This is a genomic window from Salibacterium aidingense DSM 18341, assembly GCF_000429685.1.
Taxonomy (GTDB): domain Bacteria; phylum Bacillota; class Bacilli; order Bacillales; family Marinococcaceae; genus Salibacterium; species Salibacterium aidingense.
This window is the reverse complement of the sequence record NZ_AUCI01000024.1, coordinates 22,611-39,213: the sequence shown is the minus strand read 5'-3', so window position 1 is coordinate 39,213 and position 16,603 is coordinate 22,611. Positions and strand designations below refer to the sequence as shown.

Below are 16,603 nucleotides of genomic sequence, written 5' to 3'. Positions count from 1 at the left end.
AGACAGGTGATTCGATGAGCAAGTATGAAAATACCTTATTTGAACAAGGGCATATCAGTAACCATATTTTAAAAAATCGTTATATCGTCGCGCCGATGACCAGAGTAAGTTCTGAAGAGGATGGAACGCCGAACGAACGGGTTCATCAATATTATAAACGATTTGCTGCCGGCGGGTTCTCCACTGTCATTACGGAAGGGGTTTATCCGGATACAGAATACAGTCAGGGGTACGATTATCAAGGCGGGCTTGCCACAGCCAAGCATAAAGAAGCATGGAAGCCGATTGTGAAAGACGTGCAAAAGCATGGCGCGAAAATGATTGCCCAGCTTATGCATGCCGGCGGCCAGTCCCAGGGTAATTATTACAAAGAGACATCTGTCGCTCCGTCCCTCTTTCAGCCGCCAGGTGATAAAGTTTCGGTATACGGGGGAGAAGGCGCGTTTCCAACAGCAGAAGAATTATCAAGAGAAGGTATTGATCAGGTGAAGCAGGGCTTTGTCCAATCGTCACTACTAGCACAGGAAGCAGGTTTTGACGGCATCGAACTGCACGCAGCCAATGGATACCTGCTTGACCAATTTTTATCGGAGTCCATCAATGTCAGAGAAGATGAATACGGAGGATCTCTGGAAAACCGGCTCCGTATGCTGTTAGAAACGATACATGAGGTCAGAAAAGCTATCGGTACCAATATGATTCTCGGCATTCGTATTTCACAGTTAAAAGCAACGGATCCGGATTACCGCTGGTCTGGCGGAGAGGAAGACGCGAAGATTATTTTTTCCGCTCTTGGAGCTTCAGAAGTGGACTATATTCATATTTCTGATGATGATGCCGCAACTCCTGGTTTTGGGGAAAATACAATGACGATGACAGAAGCCGCCCAGAAGTATGGCAATGTTCCCGTGATTGCCTGTGGAAGTCTTGCGGATCCAGATAAGGCAGCTGCGTTAATTGAGAATAATATTGCCGATTTTACAGCGATTGCCCGCCAGGCCCTGGCCAATCCGGATACCCCTATTCGTGTACAAAAGGGACTCCCGCTGGACAAGTTTGACAAAGAAAAGATTATGCTGCCCAAAGCATATGTAAAAGACTTTGAACTGGACCAGGAACCGACAGGGCAAAAATAGGAAAAAGAAAACGCGGGCCGCCTCTCAGGCTCGTGTTTTTATTAGAAGATAGAAAAGTATATAATTTTGGCACTCTCGATGAATAAACGCCAATGTTGGAGAAAGAAAGGAGCGGAAGGTGGCGATTCCAGCGGTTCACCTCCGAACAGCAGAGTCTCGAGACCCCGCAGGAAGCGTCTATTTGGAGCCGTGCCCGCAAAAAAGCGTCCGCCTCTATCGGAGTCCTTCTCCTTTAAAAGATGCAACTCGTTTTTTTAATCCCAGCATAAACGGGTATATTTTTATGGAAGGATAGAAAAAAGAGGAGGATGATATCATGAATCTGCTCATTTTTGGAGCAACCGGAAGAACTGGGAAAATTGTAGTCAGAAAAGCGCTGGAACAGGGACACCATGTGACGGTGTATGTCCGCGATCCTTCTAAATTAGAACAGGGACCGGAAGCGTTGACTATTATTCAAGGGGAACTAATGGAACAGGATAAAATTGAAAAAGCGGTACAGGGACAGGATGTAGTCATTAGTTTATTGGCCCCGCACGGCAGGATTCCCGGAAAGCCTATTACAAAAGCCATTACACGGACGCTCCGGGGCATGGAAAAACACGATGTTCAACGAATCATTACTGTTGGGACGCCAAGCATTACAGAAAAACAGGATGCCTTTGATGCGAAATACAAACTCATAAAAACAGGAGAACGTGCTTTTACAAAGGAGCAGACAGATGATGTCATTGATGCAGCAGAGGCCGTCCGTCAATCGGATAGAGACTGGACGATAGTGCGTGTTCCATTTCTAACCAATAAGCCAGGGAATAACATGGTGAAAGCTGGATTTCTTGGCGACGGCAATTTTCGGACAAAGTTATCCCGTGAAGATTTAGCCATGTTTATTTTGGCGCAGCTTGATAATGATACCTACAGCCGCCAGGCGCCGTTATTAACTCAATCCTCAGAAAAGAAAATCACATCATAGTGAAAAAAAGAGGAATTCTTTAAAAATGAGAGAAATCTGGTGATGAGGACCGCTTTCATAAAATTTGTTTTCGTTTTCATGGTTTTCATTGGTTTTTGCGATTTTAAAGCCAGTCATAGATAATGAAAACAGCAAATAAAGGAAGCGGGGGATTATCATGAGAAAGTTCATCAGAACCGTACGTGATATCCTTGTTGAAGCAAGTGAACTTCAACGAGAAGCAGAGAGACGTATCAATAACAGTAAACTTTAATATAGAGGCGGCGGCTTTGTCCTGATCAGGGCAAAGCTTTTTTATTTTCTGTTATAATAAAGAAAGAGACAGGAACTAAGCGGAGGGACATGATGGTTAAATCAATCGACAGGGCGTTGACAATTGTCAAATTAGTGAGCGCAAAAAAAGATGGGTTTAGTGTAACCGAACTGGCCGCCCAAATGGGCTTAAATAAGAGTTCCATTTTTCGGATTGTATCTACCTTAATTGATCACGGGTTTATTGAACAGGATCCGGAAACCAAGAAATACCGGCTTGGTTATCAATATTTAGAACTGAGTTCAAAACTGCTGGATTCTATAGATGTCCGAAAAGAAGCCGCTCCCTACTTAAAGAAGCTGGAAGAATTAACGAATGAAGTGATTCATCTTGTGATTTATTCCCAAAAAGATGCGGTCTACATTGAAAAGCTGGAAGGAAATGAAACGCTCCGTATGCACTCCCAGGTTGGAAAACGGGCTCCGATGCATTGTACCAGCGCGGGAAAAACGATACTTGCTTTTCTGCCGGAAGAAGAAGCACGGGAGGTCATGGACGAGCGGGGACTTCCTCCCCACACGGAACATACCATAACAGAGGAATCGGAGTTATTTGATCATCTGAAAGATATTCGGAAGAAAGGGTATGGTTTTGAGCGGGAAGAAAACGAAGTCGGTATTACGTGTATTGCTGCTCCTATATTTAATTTCAAAGAGGAAATTGCCGGTGCCATCAGCATTTCCGGCCCGACGATACGAATGGAAAAAGACAGAATTCATGAATTAAAGGACCCGATTCTGGAAGCTGGAGCCAACGTCTCTTCCCGTCTGGGATATGATAAAGAAAAATATAATATTTAAAATATGGGGCTGTTCCAAGGGACAGTCTCATTTTTTTAATCATATTGCGGACAAGAAACGATAAGGGGCATTTATTTTTTCTTCTCATCTGTAGCATGTTCGATCGTTTGTGTCATACACATTTAATTCAGGCATGAAGACAAGCGTTTCAACTTAAAAAAATGGGGGAGGCCGATGTTTTTAAATATTAAACATTCCGTCTTTTGGCCGCCGTTCCTTTTGTTTATAGGGGCAGCTGTCCTTAGCATGCTACATAAGGAATTCTTTGTAAGAGTTACCACTGCCGGGAACGACTGGGTGATTTCAAATGTGGGCTGGTTATTCAGTATCGCTGCTTTATTGATGGTTTTTGCCTGTGTGAGCGTTTATTTTTCGAGACTGGGGGAGGTCCGAATTGGAGGGCCAGATGCCGAACCTTTGTTAGGATTTTTTAGCTGGTTTGCGATTACTCTAACTACCACTATTGCCACGTTGTTATTTTGGTCTTTGGTGGAACCTGTTTATCTATTATCCGATCCTGCTGATTCAATTGGAGTAAATCCCAACAGCCCTGAGGCTGCCATGTTTTCGCTCTCGTCTATGTTCCTGCATTGGACCGTAACCCCTTATGCTATTTATACGGTGCCGGCTGTTGTATTTGCGTTTGTTTACTATAATATGAGAAAACCGTACAGCTTGAGTTCGCTGCTCATTCCGTTGTTAGGGGAGAAAACAGCACAGGGGAAAGCAGGAACCATCGTTGATATCGTGTCGCTTTACACACTGGCTTTGGGGATGGCGGCCTCGATGGGAACTAATATTTTGAACCTATCGGGAGGAATTCAATACTATACGGGCGTGGAGAGTACTCCCTTCTTGTGGGCCGTTATTGCTGCGGTTGTCACGCTCACGTTTGTCATTTCCTCATCAACAGGACTGATGAACGGCATACGAACGCTTTCGAACGTAAACATGAAAATCTTTGTTGTGATGATGGTGTTCCTTTTTCTTCTGGGACCGACCCATTACATTTTGAACGCCGGAACTGAAGCTTTTGGGACCTTTGCGTCGAACTTCTTTCAAATGAGTTTATTTACCGGGGAAATGGAAGGAGACCCCTGGCCGGGAGACTGGACTACCTTTTATTGGGCCAGTTGGTTTGCATGGGCCCTGATCACATCAATTTTTTTAGGGAGAATCGCCTATGGCTACAAAATAAAAACCATGATTTTAGTTAACTTTGTGCTCCCTGCGTTTTTTGGAGTCATTTGGATTAGTATTTTCAGCGGGACCGCTATTTACCTGGATCTATGGGATAACCGCTTGACAGAAACCTTAATCGAAAGCGGTCCGCAAGCCGTTTTATACGAAGTGTTTGGCAGTCTTCCCTTTGCCAGCCTATTAATACCATTCTATGTTTTTATTACTTTTATTACCTTCGTTACAGCATGTGATTCCAATAATAGTGCGATGAGCGGAATCAGCTCCACAGGCATTTCTCCTGAAACACCCGAGCCCTCCGCCGTCATCAAAATGATTTGGGGTGTTACGATCAGCATGATCTCCTGGATCATGATCAGTTTTGCCGATATTGGAGGAGTGAAGATGCTGAATAATTTAGGCGGTCTTCCTTCCTTAGTCTTAGGAATTTTTGTATTAGGTTCTTTGTTTAATATAGCTATGTCCCCGGAAAAGTATGACCGCTTTAAAAATATGTCATAAAACCTCTCTGTACAGGCTGACAAAAAGGCTGTCCCCAGTGGGAAACCCTTTTTGGGGACAGCCGGCGAGCCTCGGCAAAGAGCATTAGTCAGACATGATAGGTTCGAAAATTCTTTCTATTTTCTGGTGGCCGTTGTTTTCATTGTAAGCTTCAACAACTTCAAAGTTGAAGGCTTCCATTATTGGTAAGTCGTTGGTGGAGAAGAGGTGGGCGTCTGCTGAATCTGAAGTATTCACATGCTCATGCCAGCACCAGGTAGGCACTACCAGAAAATCTCCTTTTGACCAGTCAAAACGCTCTCCTTCTATAACCGTATAGCCTTCACCTTCAAAAATGTGGTAGATCGTACTGTGTACATGGCGGTGGGCTTTCCCTTTAAACCCTGGTTCTAATCGTTGCATACGGCTGCCGATCCGATCGTTGGCATCTCCCCCTGTGGTAGGATTGATATATTCTACGGCATATCCATCATAGGGATCTGGCTCCATTTGTGCAAGGCCGTCCATCCCATCTTTAGCCATCCCCCAGGTATAGCGTCCGAGCGGGGCTATTTTTTCTTCTCGATCATCCACGGGGCGAACCATGCCGCCATTGTAGCGTTTAATGCTGTAATCGTCTTCGACCAGCAAATCCTGCTGCTTTTTTTCGTGAAATTCGGTAAAGCAGGTGGCTAAGAATTTAGTAAATGGTACATCTAGGCAGTCCATCCATATAACTTCCTGGTCGTCGATGTTTGTATGGTCGTGCCAGGTCCAGGTTGGGGTGATTAAAAAGTCACCAGGTTCAAAGGTGATTCTTTCTCCATTTACCCTCCCTTGTCCGCCATGCCCGTCAATAATAAAGCGCAGGGCGGTGGTGGTATGACGGTGTGCCGGCGCTACTTCTCCAGGTTTTACCGCTTGAACAGCGGCGTACAGCGTTTGGGTGGCGCCGCCCCAGCCTACCGGTTCCAGGTCTTTCATACCGGGGTTAATTAAAAATACAGCGCGGCGGTCGGCGCCGTCTCCAACGGTTAACAATTCTTCCGCTTCTTTGAGTCGTTTTTTGATTAATTCACTTTTCCATAAATAGGGAACCGGTTTGGATTTTGGTTCAATTGTATTTAATTCATGTATGGAGGACCATAGGGGGCCCATGTTCTCTTGTTCCAGCTGTTCGTGTAGTTTCTCAAGATCTTTCTTATTGTCAGAAATCATGTAAAAAACCTCCTATTTGTATTCGACAGAGACTTTAAATCTACCGACTCTTTCGATTTGAAGGGAGACGATATCCCCTTCTGTTATAGGTCCTACTCCTTGAGGGGTGCCGGTTGTTAATATGTCACCCGGTTCCAGTGTCATGACTTGAGAAGCTGCTTCGAAAAACTTATAGCAGTCGTAGATAAGATCCCGGGTATTTGCTTCTTGCCTTTTTTCATCATTAACCCAGAGGTTGAGATCGACTTCGTTTGGCTTGTCTAGCTCGTCTGCTGTTACAATCCATGGTCCAATCGGAGTGAATGTATCAAAGGATTTCCGCCATGGCCGATCTTCTTTTCCCCGAACGGTAATATCCATTAAGCCAAAGTACCCGAATATATATTTATGGGCCTCGGAGGCAGGGACGTCTTTGGCCTGTTTACCGACAATAAAGGCCAGCTCGGCTTCATGGTCTGTTCTCCGGTCTTTGAATGGCAGTTTAATAGTATCGTCCGGACCAATCACGGAAGAAGGCGCTTTCAAGAAAAATCCTAAATTTTCAATCGTGAATTCAGCGTTATTAAACTGTTCATTCATTTCATCCTGATGCAAATAATAATTGACGGGAGCTGCGACAATTTTTCCGGCCTTCGGCACGGGGGGATTTAATTTGACATCTACAAGATCTTGAGCCCGCTCAGTTGTTAAATTAGCTTCTAGTTTTCCTTTTATCTCAGAATAATTATTCATAAGAGTTAGTAGTGATTGCTGAGGATATTTTCTATCCCAGGATACAAGATCAGTTACATCGTAAATTTTGTCATTGTGTACAATTCCAAGTGTTGAATCGTTAAAAATAGCTATTTTCACTGTTTGATACCCTCCAACTCATTATATGAGATTGCCAACTCATTTATTAACTTAAGGTTACCAAAAAACTACTGGTAGAGTCAATAATATTTGGTTTTCATTTTTAATAAACTTTTCCTTTGTACGGGATTAAGGCCATAAGCAAAGAGCTGTACTTTTGGCAAATTTGACTGTTTTATTTATGAAGATGAATCGCATGGTGGTTTACATATTCATGAAAAACTAATTCAGAGTTTTCGTGTCCAAGCCCACTTTGTTTCACACCTCCAAAGGGCATGTACTTAAAACCAAGTTTTGATGGGGCAATCCCATTGATAAACGTAAAGCCCGCTTCCAGTCTTTTTGCTGTTTGAATGCCGCGATCTGGATCACTGGACCAAACAGATGAGCCGAGACCAAACTCTGTATCATTAGCCATATCAATGCCTTTGTCCAGGTCATCGTAGGAAATGATCGGTAATACCGGTCCGAACTGTTCCTCTACCACAAGGCGGTGGTTATGTGCTATATCTTTCACAAGCGCAGGCAGGAGATAATATCCCTTCTCCCACTGTTCCGGCTGCAGCTTTTGTCCGCTCACGATAACAGTGGCCCCGTCCTGTTCGGCTTCTTCAATTAGTTTTTTGACATGGTCGTACTGCTGTTTATTATTCATTGGTCCAAAAAAGGCACCTTCTGTTAACTGGTGGCCCACTTTTATTTGTTGAAGTTGAAAGGTAAGTTCTCTAAAAAAAGATTCATAAATGGAAGAGGGAACATAGACTCTTTTTACAGCAAAACAATACTGTCCGCCTTTTCGAAAGCTGCTTCTCACAATCATTTTTGCTGTTTCCTTTACATCGGCATCATCTAATATAACAGCAGCATCATTGCCTCCCAGCTCGAAATGAATGTTTTTTAGAGAATCTGCCGCTGTGTTCATGATTCTTTTCGCTGTTCTTCCGCCTCCTGTAAACGAAATCATACGAACGAGAGGGTGAGTAGTTAAAGCAGCACCGACATCACCATCGCCGTGAACGACATTTAGCACTCCTTTAGGCAAGTGGAGCCCCATGAGTTGAATAATAGAGCTTGTTCCTATAGAGGCGAAAGGGGAAGGTTTGAACACCGCCGTATTGCCACTTAATACAGCCGGGACAAGTTTTTGCATTGTCAGTACGATAGGAGCATTCCAGGGAACAATACCTGCAATCACGCCTTTAGGATCTTTTTCCACCCGGACCCAGCTTTCTTCATCTTCTATATGTTCCGGCTGAAAGTAGGAGTCAGCTAAATCAGTTAAATTGTAAATACTGGAAATGGCAAGCTGTAATTCTACTTTCGTTGTTTGATAGGGAACACCGTTCTCCAACGATACGATTTCCGTAAGTTCATTGATATTTTTCTTTAAATGAACAACTCCCTGAAGTAATGCATTTTTCCGTTCTTCTAATGAAGTATGTTTCCAATGCTTAAAAGCTTCAGCAGCTGCGGTTACGCTGTCTTCCACGTCTTGTGCTGTGCCAACTGCCGTTTCACCGATACAGTTTTGTAAATCACCCGGATCAAAAACCGGCTGATAGGATTCCGTCTGGCGATTTTCGTTATTAATCCAAATATGAGCTTGCCGCATCGTTGATCTTTCCTTTCATTAGAAGAAACAGCAAGAGTGATAAACCCTTGCTGTTTCTGACTCAGTTTTTCGTTTTTTCTTCTGGGGGTTTTCCAATTCCCTGATCCTGTACACTGGCAATCAGGGAAGAATTAATCAGCCATTCCCTTTCTTTTTCAGGATCATTTGCTACTTCCCTAAGTTCTTTTTGCAATTGCTTCCGCTTCGTTTCATCCTGTTCCTTTACCAATTTTGTGTTCTTTTCGCTGATTGCTTTGACGTAATCTAGAGCAACACGCTGGCGCGCTTCACTGTATTTCCTTAATTCAGCTTCTCGGTCAGTTCTTTGTTTAAACAGGCGCACGAGCCGTCGGCTTAGATCTACGGCATCATGTATTCCACTGTTTAAGCCGAGCCCTCCCATTGGGCTGTTTAAATGGGCGGCATCCCCAACCAAGACGACCCTTCCCTTGTAAAATTGATCTGCCACTCGTTGATGAATACGATAAATCGTATTTTCCACGATGGGAAAATGATCAGATGTATTCAGGGCTTTTTGAATGGTTTTCTGAATGTTATCCTGATCAAGCGCTTCTTCATCGGAAGTTGCCGGAGCAACAGGATATAAAAATCTCCAGGCTTCAGGCACCCGCAGGATAAACAAAAATTCTTCTGGATCGGAAATATAGTTGACGTAAGCCAAATCTGGGATATAATCATGAAAATCTGCTGTAGTTCCGACCAGTAGCCAGCGTTCTTCATGGGTGTAGCCCTCAAACCCAACTTCTGTTAATTTACGAACGGTACTTCTGCCGCCATCGGCAGCGATAAGATATGGAGTAGTGAAGGTTTGTTCACCATCCATGGTGCGGATAGTTACATTCACTTCGTTCTCGTTTTGTTCATAATTGACAACTTCAGAGTTAAAAACTACTTCTACATTTGAACGCGCTTTCAAACGTTCGAATACGAGTTTTACGTACGTGGCCTGTGAACATTGTAATCGAAAAGGATAATTCGTTTTATCTGAAATCTTGCTAAAATCAAATTCAGCATAGAGACCATCATTTCTGTCCCTGTAATGAACTTTGTATGCCTTGAATCCTTTTTCTAACATTTGATTTACGACGCCGGTTTCCTGTTCTAACAACTCCATCGTGCCGGCGTGAAAGGTGGAAGCACGCCATTCTCTATTTGGCTCTGCTTCTTTTTCAAGAAGCAGTACAGGGATATCATTGAGACTTAAAATTTCCGCGAGGGTTACTCCGACAGGCCCGGCTCCAGCTATTACTACTGTTTCATTAGACATAACCATGCCCCCAACTGTTCAATTTAATAAACTAATCTCATTAAATGAGTTGGCAATCTCATTTTAAATTACTCTAGCAACTATTTTGACAATTGTCAATATTATCAGGTAATTTTTAAAAGGTTCAGCTCAAAACCTCATGTTGAAACAGGAACAGCGGTCATTTTTTTGTCAGCTGTTTTTTGGACTTGCTGGGTAAAAGCATTTTGAATGCACCAGTCTTTCCACTTTTTTGCCTGGGGTTTATGAAAGTTTCCAAATGCAATAGCTCCAATATGTCCCTTTATCAGTTGCTCATAATAGTCTATAAAATGCTGACTACACGAGCAAGTAGCCATATTTAATAAATCTCCAATTTGGCATGGTTGATAATAGACCACTTCTCGGTGGACAGGTATTTCATGGTAATTGTAATAGAGCTTGTATGTTTCCCCATAATGAGTGTGTTTAATTTCAGAAACTGCAATATGATGCTGACTATCGACTATTTCATCATTTAACACTTTAATCCAGGATGTAGAGGATATTTGGTTAGAAAGGAGCGAGCTGAATCTGTAAATTTCTATTTGGTGCCTGGCTGCTAATTGCTGGACTTCAGGAAATGAGGCTATATCCCCTTGTGCATTTAAAATGTCACAAACGACAGCCAAGGCCCCCAGATTTTTAATTTTAGCTGCGACCAGCGCAGCTTCGGCAATTCCCTCGCGTTCTAATAACTTATTCGGTTTACTTATTAAAGGAAAAACGTGGCCCGGACGTTGAAAATCACGAGCAGCAGCATCTTCTCTGGTTAATGCATGAATGGTGTAGAAACGTTCGGAAGCAGAAATCCCGGTTGTACAATCGGTATGATCAATGGAAGCCGTAAATTCTTTTCGGTCCTCGCTTCTTTTATCTTTTTTTATGGGAAAAAGATTCAGATGCTCGGCCATGTTTTGTTCCATGCACAGGGAGACGAGCCCTTTGGCATTTTTTATCATGAAATTTATTAATTCTTTATCAAGATTCGTTTCCCCGCCCATAATATAGCTGACGTTTGAATGTAAATCATCATAAAGCACTATAGGTTTTGACAGCTGATTTTTGTCAGAAGCTGTGTTTTTATGAACTGGCATGATCACTTACCTCCTTGGATTGAATAACACGGCAGCCGGATAATTCTTGAGTAAATATTTGATTAAATGTTTCCAGTCGGGAGATGAGTCCTTGTTTCCCAAAGTTTATTTTTCCCTTTGAACGAATGCTATGTTTTTCAGTTAAATCATCCAGAAACAAAATGATCATCCGGCGGCGTTCCATGATAGAGGTTCTGCCGCACTGATAAAAGTAATGGTCAATAGTATTATACACACCGCGGTTAATAGAGCCTGCCGTCTCACAATAGCGGACAAATAATAAATCGGGAAGGTGAATGAGTTCTTCTGTCTCAGAGCATTGGTGGTTTTCCATCCTCAACAATCCCCCCTGCTTTTGGATTATTGTAATTCATACTTATATAGGGTCAGTTGAAAAGTAAGTGTCTCCTTTATAAAGCGTTGTAGACGGTTTAGGATCTCTTCATCAATAATATTATTATTCGTATCAAAATGATCCCTGTGGATATATACAAAAGACGGAGTGGTATAGGATTTAAAATAGGATAATATCGGTTTTAATTGGTTTTCAACAACAAGATAGTGTTGATACGTACCGCTTGTTGCGATAAAGGAAACAACTTTATGTTTCATAGCATCCACAGGGAGAAGGTCAAATAGATTTTTTAATGTTCCTGGAATGGAAGCTTGAAAAATGGGGGTTGCTATAATATAGCAGTCGGCTTCTGTGATCTTATCAATAACGATGCGTGTATCACCGCTGTAGGCGGAAGGGTCCCGGCCATCACAGAATGGCAGGTTGTAGTCTTTTAGATCCAGGATTTCCACTTCAGCTTCCGGATACAGATCCTTGATTTTGGCCATGACACTTTGTAAAACGGCACATGTTTTACTGCCAATAATTGTGCCAGAGATGCCTAGTATTTTCATGATTTTCTCCTTTCCGGCAATGTCGGGATAACTTCGTTAACGACAGACGCTGTATATTCTTCGGTCGTCATGACTTTTCCAAAATACTGGTTTAAGTTGAACAATGCGTGATCGTGTTCAGATATTGTGTAGCTTGCAACAGCATCTGATAAAGTAATAGTTTCATAATTTAGCATGAAGCCGTGCCGTACAGTACTCTCTACACAAACATTTGTCGTACACCCGGCAAAGGCTAACTCCTCAATATTCTGGGAACGTAAGATGAGGTCAAGATTCGTTTCTATAAAAGCATCGTAACGGTTTTTTTTAATTATGACATCTGCTTTCTCTTTATCAATGTTGTAAAAATCCTTTCCCCAATGGGTGCTGCATAATTGCTCAATATTGCGCCCCCGGCCGGCCCATGTAGAAGAGGTGGTGAAAGGGTCATGAGTGGTTTGGACAAATATAATAGTCAAGCCTTTTGCTGCGGCGGCATTAATCGCTGTGTGAATCGCTGGCAGTATGCGGTTTACAAGGGAAACGTCTTTTCCTGCCTGCGCCATTACCCCTTCTTTCGAACAAAAGTCATTTTGCACATCAATAATAATCAAAGCAGCGGACTTCGGTTTCAGAGTCATTCTCTATCCTCCCTTCAGTCTCCTTAAATGTTTAAATTAAGAAGGAAAAGCTTTGGACTTTTCCTTCTTATGATTATACGGTTTGCGGTTGGTCTTCGAGCTGGTGAAGCATAGGGATAATCTCTTCCCCGATTAATTTAATATTGTTCATCGTTCTGTCATGCGTCATATCTCCAAACTGAACATTCATATTTACAACGCCAAACCCGAGCTCTTTATGATACTCTTTTAATTTTTTCTTTACGGTGTCAGGCGAGCCAACGAGAATAAATCCGTCGTCTACAAGATCTCTAAAGTTTAAGGCACCTGGTGTACCGAGCCCAGCTTTTGATTTTAAAATCTGCTGCATTGCTTCTGGTGGAACGTAACCAGGTGGGAAGAAGAAATCTCTTGGCATAACCATTAATTTATCAAAGAAATAGACAGCATGTTCTTCCGCTTCCCTGTATGCCTTTTCATCTGTATCAGCGCAATAGGTAAGAACAGACCACCCTAACTGACTGGCAGACGGAGTATATCCTGCTTCTTTTGCTGCTTCACGGTAAGCATCAAAAGATTTTTTAACGTTTTTAATCGAACTGAAGGTTTGTAAATAGGTATATCGTTTTTCGGCGGCGAACTTAATCGTATCTTTACTTCCCTGCGATGGGCACCAAATTGGCGGATGCGGTTGTTGGTAGGGTTTTGGCCAGCAGTTAATATTAAAAGCATCGTAATGCTCACCGTGATAGGCGCTTGGTCCATCTTCTGTCCATGCCTGCGTAATAATATCGTGGGCTTCAAAGAACCGATCTTTTGATTTCGTCGGGTCTAAGCGGAAGGAATATGATTCAGCCCCGATGCCCCGGACAAATCCGGAGATAATGCGTCCTTTTGTAATAACATCCAGCATGGCTACTTCTTCAGCCACTCTTTGAGGGTGTTGATGAAGAGAAATCGCGTTTCCCAGTATGGCAATCTTTGCACGATTTGTTCGTCGTGCTAAAGTGCCGGCCATGACGTTAGGGGAAGGCATTAACCCGTATGCGGTTTGATGGTGCTCATTCACCCCGATTCCATCAAAACCCATTTTTTCGCAATATTCCAACTCATCAAGGTAGGAGTTATACAGTTCGTTTGCTGTTTCCGGGTCAAAATGAGAATTCGAAAAATTAACCCACGCACTGTTGTAATTTTCGTTAAAGTCTTCAGGCATATTTTTATAAGGCATCAAATGAAAACCAAACACTTGAACCATCACATATCGCTCCTTTTAAATAAAATTTAAAATTTCCTCAATCAATTGTTCGCGTTTTTCGATGTAAGGCAAGTGGCCTGTTTCGTCAAATACGACCAGGGTAGAGTTTGGCATGGCCGCTTCCAGGTTTTCTCCGTTCTTTAATGGGATTAGTTCATCATTTCGTCCCCAGATAATCAAGGTTGGAACGTGCACCCCTTCAGCTCGGGATAAAAGTTTTGGATCGTAGCCTTTTTCCCACATAAGTCTTGCATGCATGGAGCGGTTTTTTAACATTTCAAGCGGCATGTTGTCTAACGGCGGCATTTCAGGGGCTCTAGCTTTGTCATAAAATAAGTGTTCCGACAGCTGATGAATAGTCAAATTAAAGGGATCAATGGATTCTACGCCAGGGATATTAATACCGGCGGCATTGCAGAGGACAAGTTTGCGGACGCGGTGCTGATGGGTCAGAGCAAATTGAAGGCCAATCCATGCTCCCAGAGAGCTGCCAATAATGTTAACGCTTTCTAAATGAAGAACGTCGAGAAAATCCCGGTAGTGAAAAGCCATATCATCAAATGAATCAATCTGTTTAGAGACGTCCGACTGGTTAAAACCAGGGTGATCTGGCGCGATAACGTCATAATGTTCGGATAATTCTTCTAAAAATGGATTCCAACCTCCCCCGTTTGCACCGTGTAACCAAAGCAGGGGTTCCCCTTTTCCTTTCCGCAATACTCGAACATTGATGCCTTTTACTTCAATCGTTTTTTCGTCATAACTGGCTGCCGTAGTCATTTATCTTCTCCTTTCATCTCACTAGATGGAATGACCATCTCACTTTATTCACTTTTAACTTAGCATGGATGTTATGCGTTGTCAATATATGTGTTGAAAGCGTTATCTTAAATAAAAAAGGCCGTTCCTGCGGCAAACCTCAGGAACAGCCTCTATAGAAGTGCTCAGCTGAAATACATCCCACCGTTTACATTAATCGTTTGTCCTGTGACGTATTGAAATTGGCTGGTACAAAGCCCCAGAACCACACTGGCAACTTCGTCTGATTCTGCAAACCGTCCTTGTGGAATTGATTCGAGCAACGCTTGTTTATGTTCTTCCGGTAAGTCATCTAAAGCCTGCCCGCGGGCTGATTTTACGAATCCTGGCGAGACAGCATTTACATTAATACCATGTTCTGCATTTTCTATAGCAAGCTGCCGTGTAAGGCCGATAACAGCTGCCTTGGCAACAGAGTAAGGCCCGGACGTAAAGGATTCAATTTTACTTACCCCGCGCTGGCCCGCCACAGATGCGAAATTAACTATACGTCCGTACTGCCGTTTTTTCATATGAGGCAGCACAGCCTGTGAGCAATAAATCACACTATTTAAATTAACATTTATAATTTTTTCCCACTGTTCCGGCGTGGCATTGGAAACTCCTAAAACCGGAGTGCTGCTTGAAGTTGCGGTGGTATCTTCACCGCCGGAGACACTTTCCCTGTTTGTTTTGCTTGTTCCTCCAACGTTGTTTACTAAAATATCAATTTTGTTTTCTGCTTTTATAATTTTCTCTACCGCAGTCTGAACTTCATCTAAACGACTGACATCAATATCATAACAATCAGACTCGATACCTTGCTTCTTTAGGTCATAAACCGCACTTTCTAAATATTTTTTATCAATATCACCAATAATAACTTTTGCTCCCTGAGATCCAAGATGATTGGCAATCGAACGTCCAATTCCAAGAGGATGTGCAGCGCCTGTTATAAAGGCCACTTGTCCTTGTAGGTTTGACATTATATCCCCCCTCAAATAATTTAGGAAATTTGAAAAATTGGTTTTGGTACTTTCTTGTTTACAGCATCTTCAAATGCTTGTTCTGCATCCTCTGCTGAGTAGTGAGCAATGATGTTATCGATATCCAATGTATTAGAATCTAAAAGCTTTAAAGATTGTTCAAAATTTTTCCATTTATAGGCGCAACTGGATCTTATAGTAATCTCTTTTCGCACGGCCTGAGTCAAGTCGACTTGAGCGATTTTTGAATATAATCCCACAAGAGTGAGAGTCCCGCCTTTACGTAACACTCCCAGAGATGGTTGGATAACTTGAGAGGTTCCCGAGCATTCTAAAACGACATCGACATGGTTGGTGTCAAAGTAATGATGGAGGACGAAACGTATATCTTCCTTTTCGCTGTTAATAGTATGAAACCCACTTTTTCTTAATAAGGGAAGACGGACTTCTTCATCCGAACTTATTCCTGAAATGATTGGAACAGCCCCCATTGCTTTGGTTATATAAGAAGCTAACATGCCTATTGGACCGGGGCCGGTAATTAAAACAAGGTCTCCTGGGGAGATGCGGCTATTGTCTATAGCTGCATGAGCGGCAACAGCTAAAGGTTCCGTCAAGCAGGCTTGATCAAATGGTAAATCATTCGGTATTTTATGCAGGTATTTTGGGTGGATGGCAATTTGTTCAGTGAATACGCCATCTCTTTTCATCCCACGAACTTCAAATTCATCACATAAATGGGTATTTCCCTCCATGCAGGAGCTGCACGTTCCACAATATAATATTGCCTCTACCACTACCCGGTCGCCAATCCGATAATCTTTCACTTGGGAGCCTGCTTCTATTATTTCTCCAGCACATTCATGGCCCATTGTTACTGGGGTAGTAATGTAATGATGAGTGGGAGAATAGGTGTAAGCATGGAGGTCTGACCCACAAATGGATGCGGTTTTTATTTTTATCAATACTTCCTCGTCTGTAGGAGAGGGAGGAGGGACATTTTCTATGGCAATCCCGCCATATTTCCGTTTTACTTTACGTATGGCTTTCATGATAGACTCCTTTC

The 16,603-nt window shown here is 42.7% G+C and carries 16 protein-coding genes; 4 read left to right on the top strand and 12 right to left on the bottom strand.

Going from position 1 to position 16,603, the window contains the following annotated elements; genetic code table 11:
- Positions 1-14: 14 nt before the first annotated feature.
- The 4 genes from G475_RS0118215 to G475_RS25585 all read left to right on the top strand — a co-directional run bounded on the left by G475_RS0118215 (position 15) and on the right by G475_RS25585 (position 4,923).
- On the top strand, positions 15-1,136 hold the full coding sequence (locus G475_RS0118215) for an oxidoreductase (protein WP_026702502.1): 1,122 nt from the start codon (positions 15-17) through the stop codon (positions 1,134-1,136).
- Positions 1,137-1,452: 316 nt separating this feature from the next.
- Positions 1,453-2,109: an NAD(P)-dependent oxidoreductase gene (locus tag G475_RS0118205; protein ID WP_026702501.1), complete on the top strand. Its 657-nt coding sequence runs from the start codon at positions 1,453-1,455 to the stop codon at positions 2,107-2,109.
- Positions 2,110-2,454: 345 nt separating this feature from the next.
- Positions 2,455-3,222 (top strand): IclR family transcriptional regulator, encoded by a 768-nt coding sequence (locus G475_RS0118195; protein ID WP_026702500.1) that lies wholly within the window; start codon positions 2,455-2,457, stop codon positions 3,220-3,222.
- A gap of 174 nt (positions 3,223-3,396) precedes the next feature.
- Positions 3,397-4,923 carry a BCCT family transporter gene (locus G475_RS25585; protein ID WP_051302686.1) on the top strand — a complete coding sequence of 509 codons (1,527 nt, stop codon included), beginning with the start codon at positions 3,397-3,399 and terminating at the stop codon, positions 4,921-4,923.
- Between the two features lie 84 nt (positions 4,924-5,007).
- On the opposite strand, the gene G475_RS0118185 is transcribed toward G475_RS25585, so the two are convergent.
- From G475_RS0118185 to G475_RS0118130, 12 genes are all read right to left on the bottom strand, one after another.
- Positions 5,008-6,120: a cupin domain-containing protein gene (locus G475_RS0118185; protein ID WP_026702499.1), complete on the bottom strand. Its 1,113-nt coding sequence runs from the start codon at positions 6,118-6,120 to the stop codon at positions 5,008-5,010.
- A 12-nt stretch (positions 6,121-6,132) separates the two neighbouring features.
- Complete coding sequence (locus tag G475_RS0118180; protein ID WP_026702498.1) at positions 6,133-6,972, bottom strand: fumarylacetoacetate hydrolase family protein; 840 nt, start codon at positions 6,970-6,972, stop codon at positions 6,133-6,135.
- A gap of 175 nt (positions 6,973-7,147) precedes the next feature.
- Positions 7,148-8,584 (bottom strand): aldehyde dehydrogenase family protein, encoded by a 1,437-nt coding sequence (locus G475_RS25580; RefSeq protein WP_035711803.1) that lies wholly within the window; start codon positions 8,582-8,584, stop codon positions 7,148-7,150.
- A gap of 61 nt (positions 8,585-8,645) precedes the next feature.
- A complete protein-coding gene (locus G475_RS25575) occupies positions 8,646-9,872 on the bottom strand; it encodes an FAD-dependent oxidoreductase (protein WP_051302684.1) in 1,227 nt (408 codons plus the stop codon).
- 137 nt (positions 9,873-10,009) lie between these two features.
- The gene (locus tag G475_RS26480; RefSeq protein ID WP_051302682.1) at positions 10,010-10,987 is read right to left on the bottom strand and encodes a 3,4-dihydroxy-2-butanone-4-phosphate synthase; all 978 of its coding nucleotides are present in this window, start codon (positions 10,985-10,987) and stop codon (positions 10,010-10,012) included.
- Positions 10,974-11,321: a hypothetical protein gene (locus G475_RS26475; RefSeq protein ID WP_051302680.1), complete on the bottom strand. Its 348-nt coding sequence runs from the start codon at positions 11,319-11,321 to the stop codon at positions 10,974-10,976. Before G475_RS26475 ends, G475_RS26480 begins: the two co-directional genes overlap by 14 nt.
- Positions 11,322-11,347: 26 nt before the next feature.
- A complete protein-coding gene (locus G475_RS25560; RefSeq protein WP_051302678.1) occupies positions 11,348-11,896 on the bottom strand; it encodes an NADPH-dependent FMN reductase in 549 nt (182 codons plus the stop codon).
- Entirely contained in the window at positions 11,893-12,516 is a 624-nt protein-coding gene (locus G475_RS25555; RefSeq protein WP_035711801.1) for a cysteine hydrolase family protein, read from the bottom strand. The genes G475_RS25560 and G475_RS25555 overlap by 4 nt, the downstream gene beginning before the upstream one ends.
- 73 nt (positions 12,517-12,589) lie before the next feature.
- Positions 12,590-13,753: an LLM class flavin-dependent oxidoreductase gene (locus G475_RS0118145; RefSeq protein WP_035711797.1), complete on the bottom strand. Its 1,164-nt coding sequence runs from the start codon at positions 13,751-13,753 to the stop codon at positions 12,590-12,592.
- Between the two features lie 15 nt (positions 13,754-13,768).
- Positions 13,769-14,533: an alpha/beta fold hydrolase gene (locus G475_RS0118140; RefSeq protein WP_026702496.1), complete on the bottom strand. Its 765-nt coding sequence runs from the start codon at positions 14,531-14,533 to the stop codon at positions 13,769-13,771.
- A gap of 164 nt (positions 14,534-14,697) precedes the next feature.
- A complete protein-coding gene (locus G475_RS0118135) occupies positions 14,698-15,537 on the bottom strand; it encodes an SDR family NAD(P)-dependent oxidoreductase (RefSeq protein ID WP_026702495.1) in 840 nt (279 codons plus the stop codon).
- Positions 15,538-15,557: 20 nt separating this feature from the next.
- Positions 15,558-16,589: a zinc-dependent alcohol dehydrogenase gene (locus G475_RS0118130; protein ID WP_035711819.1), complete on the bottom strand. Its 1,032-nt coding sequence runs from the start codon at positions 16,587-16,589 to the stop codon at positions 15,558-15,560.
- Between the last annotated feature and the right edge of the window lie 14 nt (positions 16,590-16,603).

Bases quoted from the DNA above. Each gene is read 5' to 3' on its own strand.
- G475_RS0118145 (WP_035711797.1), bottom strand. From the start codon at position 13,753: ATGGTTCAAGTGTTTGGTTTTCATTTGATGCCTTATAAAAATATGCCT.
- G475_RS0118130 (WP_035711819.1), bottom strand. From the start codon at position 16,589: ATGAAAGCCATACGTAAAGTAAAACGGAAATATGGCGGGATTGCCATA.
- G475_RS25575 (WP_051302684.1), bottom strand. From the start codon at position 9,872: ATGTCTAATGAAACAGTAGTAATAGCTGGAGCCGGGCCTGTCGGAGTA.
- G475_RS25555 (WP_035711801.1), bottom strand. From the start codon at position 12,516: ATGACTCTGAAACCGAAGTCCGCTGCTTTGATTATTATTGATGTGCAA.
- G475_RS0118215 (WP_026702502.1), top strand. From the start codon at position 15: ATGAGCAAGTATGAAAATACCTTATTTGAACAAGGGCATATCAGTAAC.
- G475_RS25580 (WP_035711803.1), bottom strand. From the start codon at position 8,584: ATGCGGCAAGCTCATATTTGGATTAATAACGAAAATCGCCAGACGGAA.
- G475_RS0118135 (WP_026702495.1), bottom strand. From the start codon at position 15,537: ATGTCAAACCTACAAGGACAAGTGGCCTTTATAACAGGCGCTGCACAT.
- G475_RS25585 (WP_051302686.1), top strand. From the start codon at position 3,397: ATGTTTTTAAATATTAAACATTCCGTCTTTTGGCCGCCGTTCCTTTTG.
- G475_RS26480 (WP_051302682.1), bottom strand. From the start codon at position 10,987: ATGCCAGTTCATAAAAACACAGCTTCTGACAAAAATCAGCTGTCAAAA.
- G475_RS0118195 (WP_026702500.1), top strand. From the start codon at position 2,455: ATGGTTAAATCAATCGACAGGGCGTTGACAATTGTCAAATTAGTGAGC.
- G475_RS26475 (WP_051302680.1), bottom strand. From the start codon at position 11,321: ATGGAAAACCACCAATGCTCTGAGACAGAAGAACTCATTCACCTTCCC.
- G475_RS0118205 (WP_026702501.1), top strand. From the start codon at position 1,453: ATGAATCTGCTCATTTTTGGAGCAACCGGAAGAACTGGGAAAATTGTA.
- G475_RS0118185 (WP_026702499.1), bottom strand. From the start codon at position 6,120: ATGATTTCTGACAATAAGAAAGATCTTGAGAAACTACACGAACAGCTG.
- G475_RS0118140 (WP_026702496.1), bottom strand. From the start codon at position 14,533: ATGACTACGGCAGCCAGTTATGACGAAAAAACGATTGAAGTAAAAGGC.
- G475_RS25560 (WP_051302678.1), bottom strand. From the start codon at position 11,896: ATGAAAATACTAGGCATCTCTGGCACAATTATTGGCAGTAAAACATGT.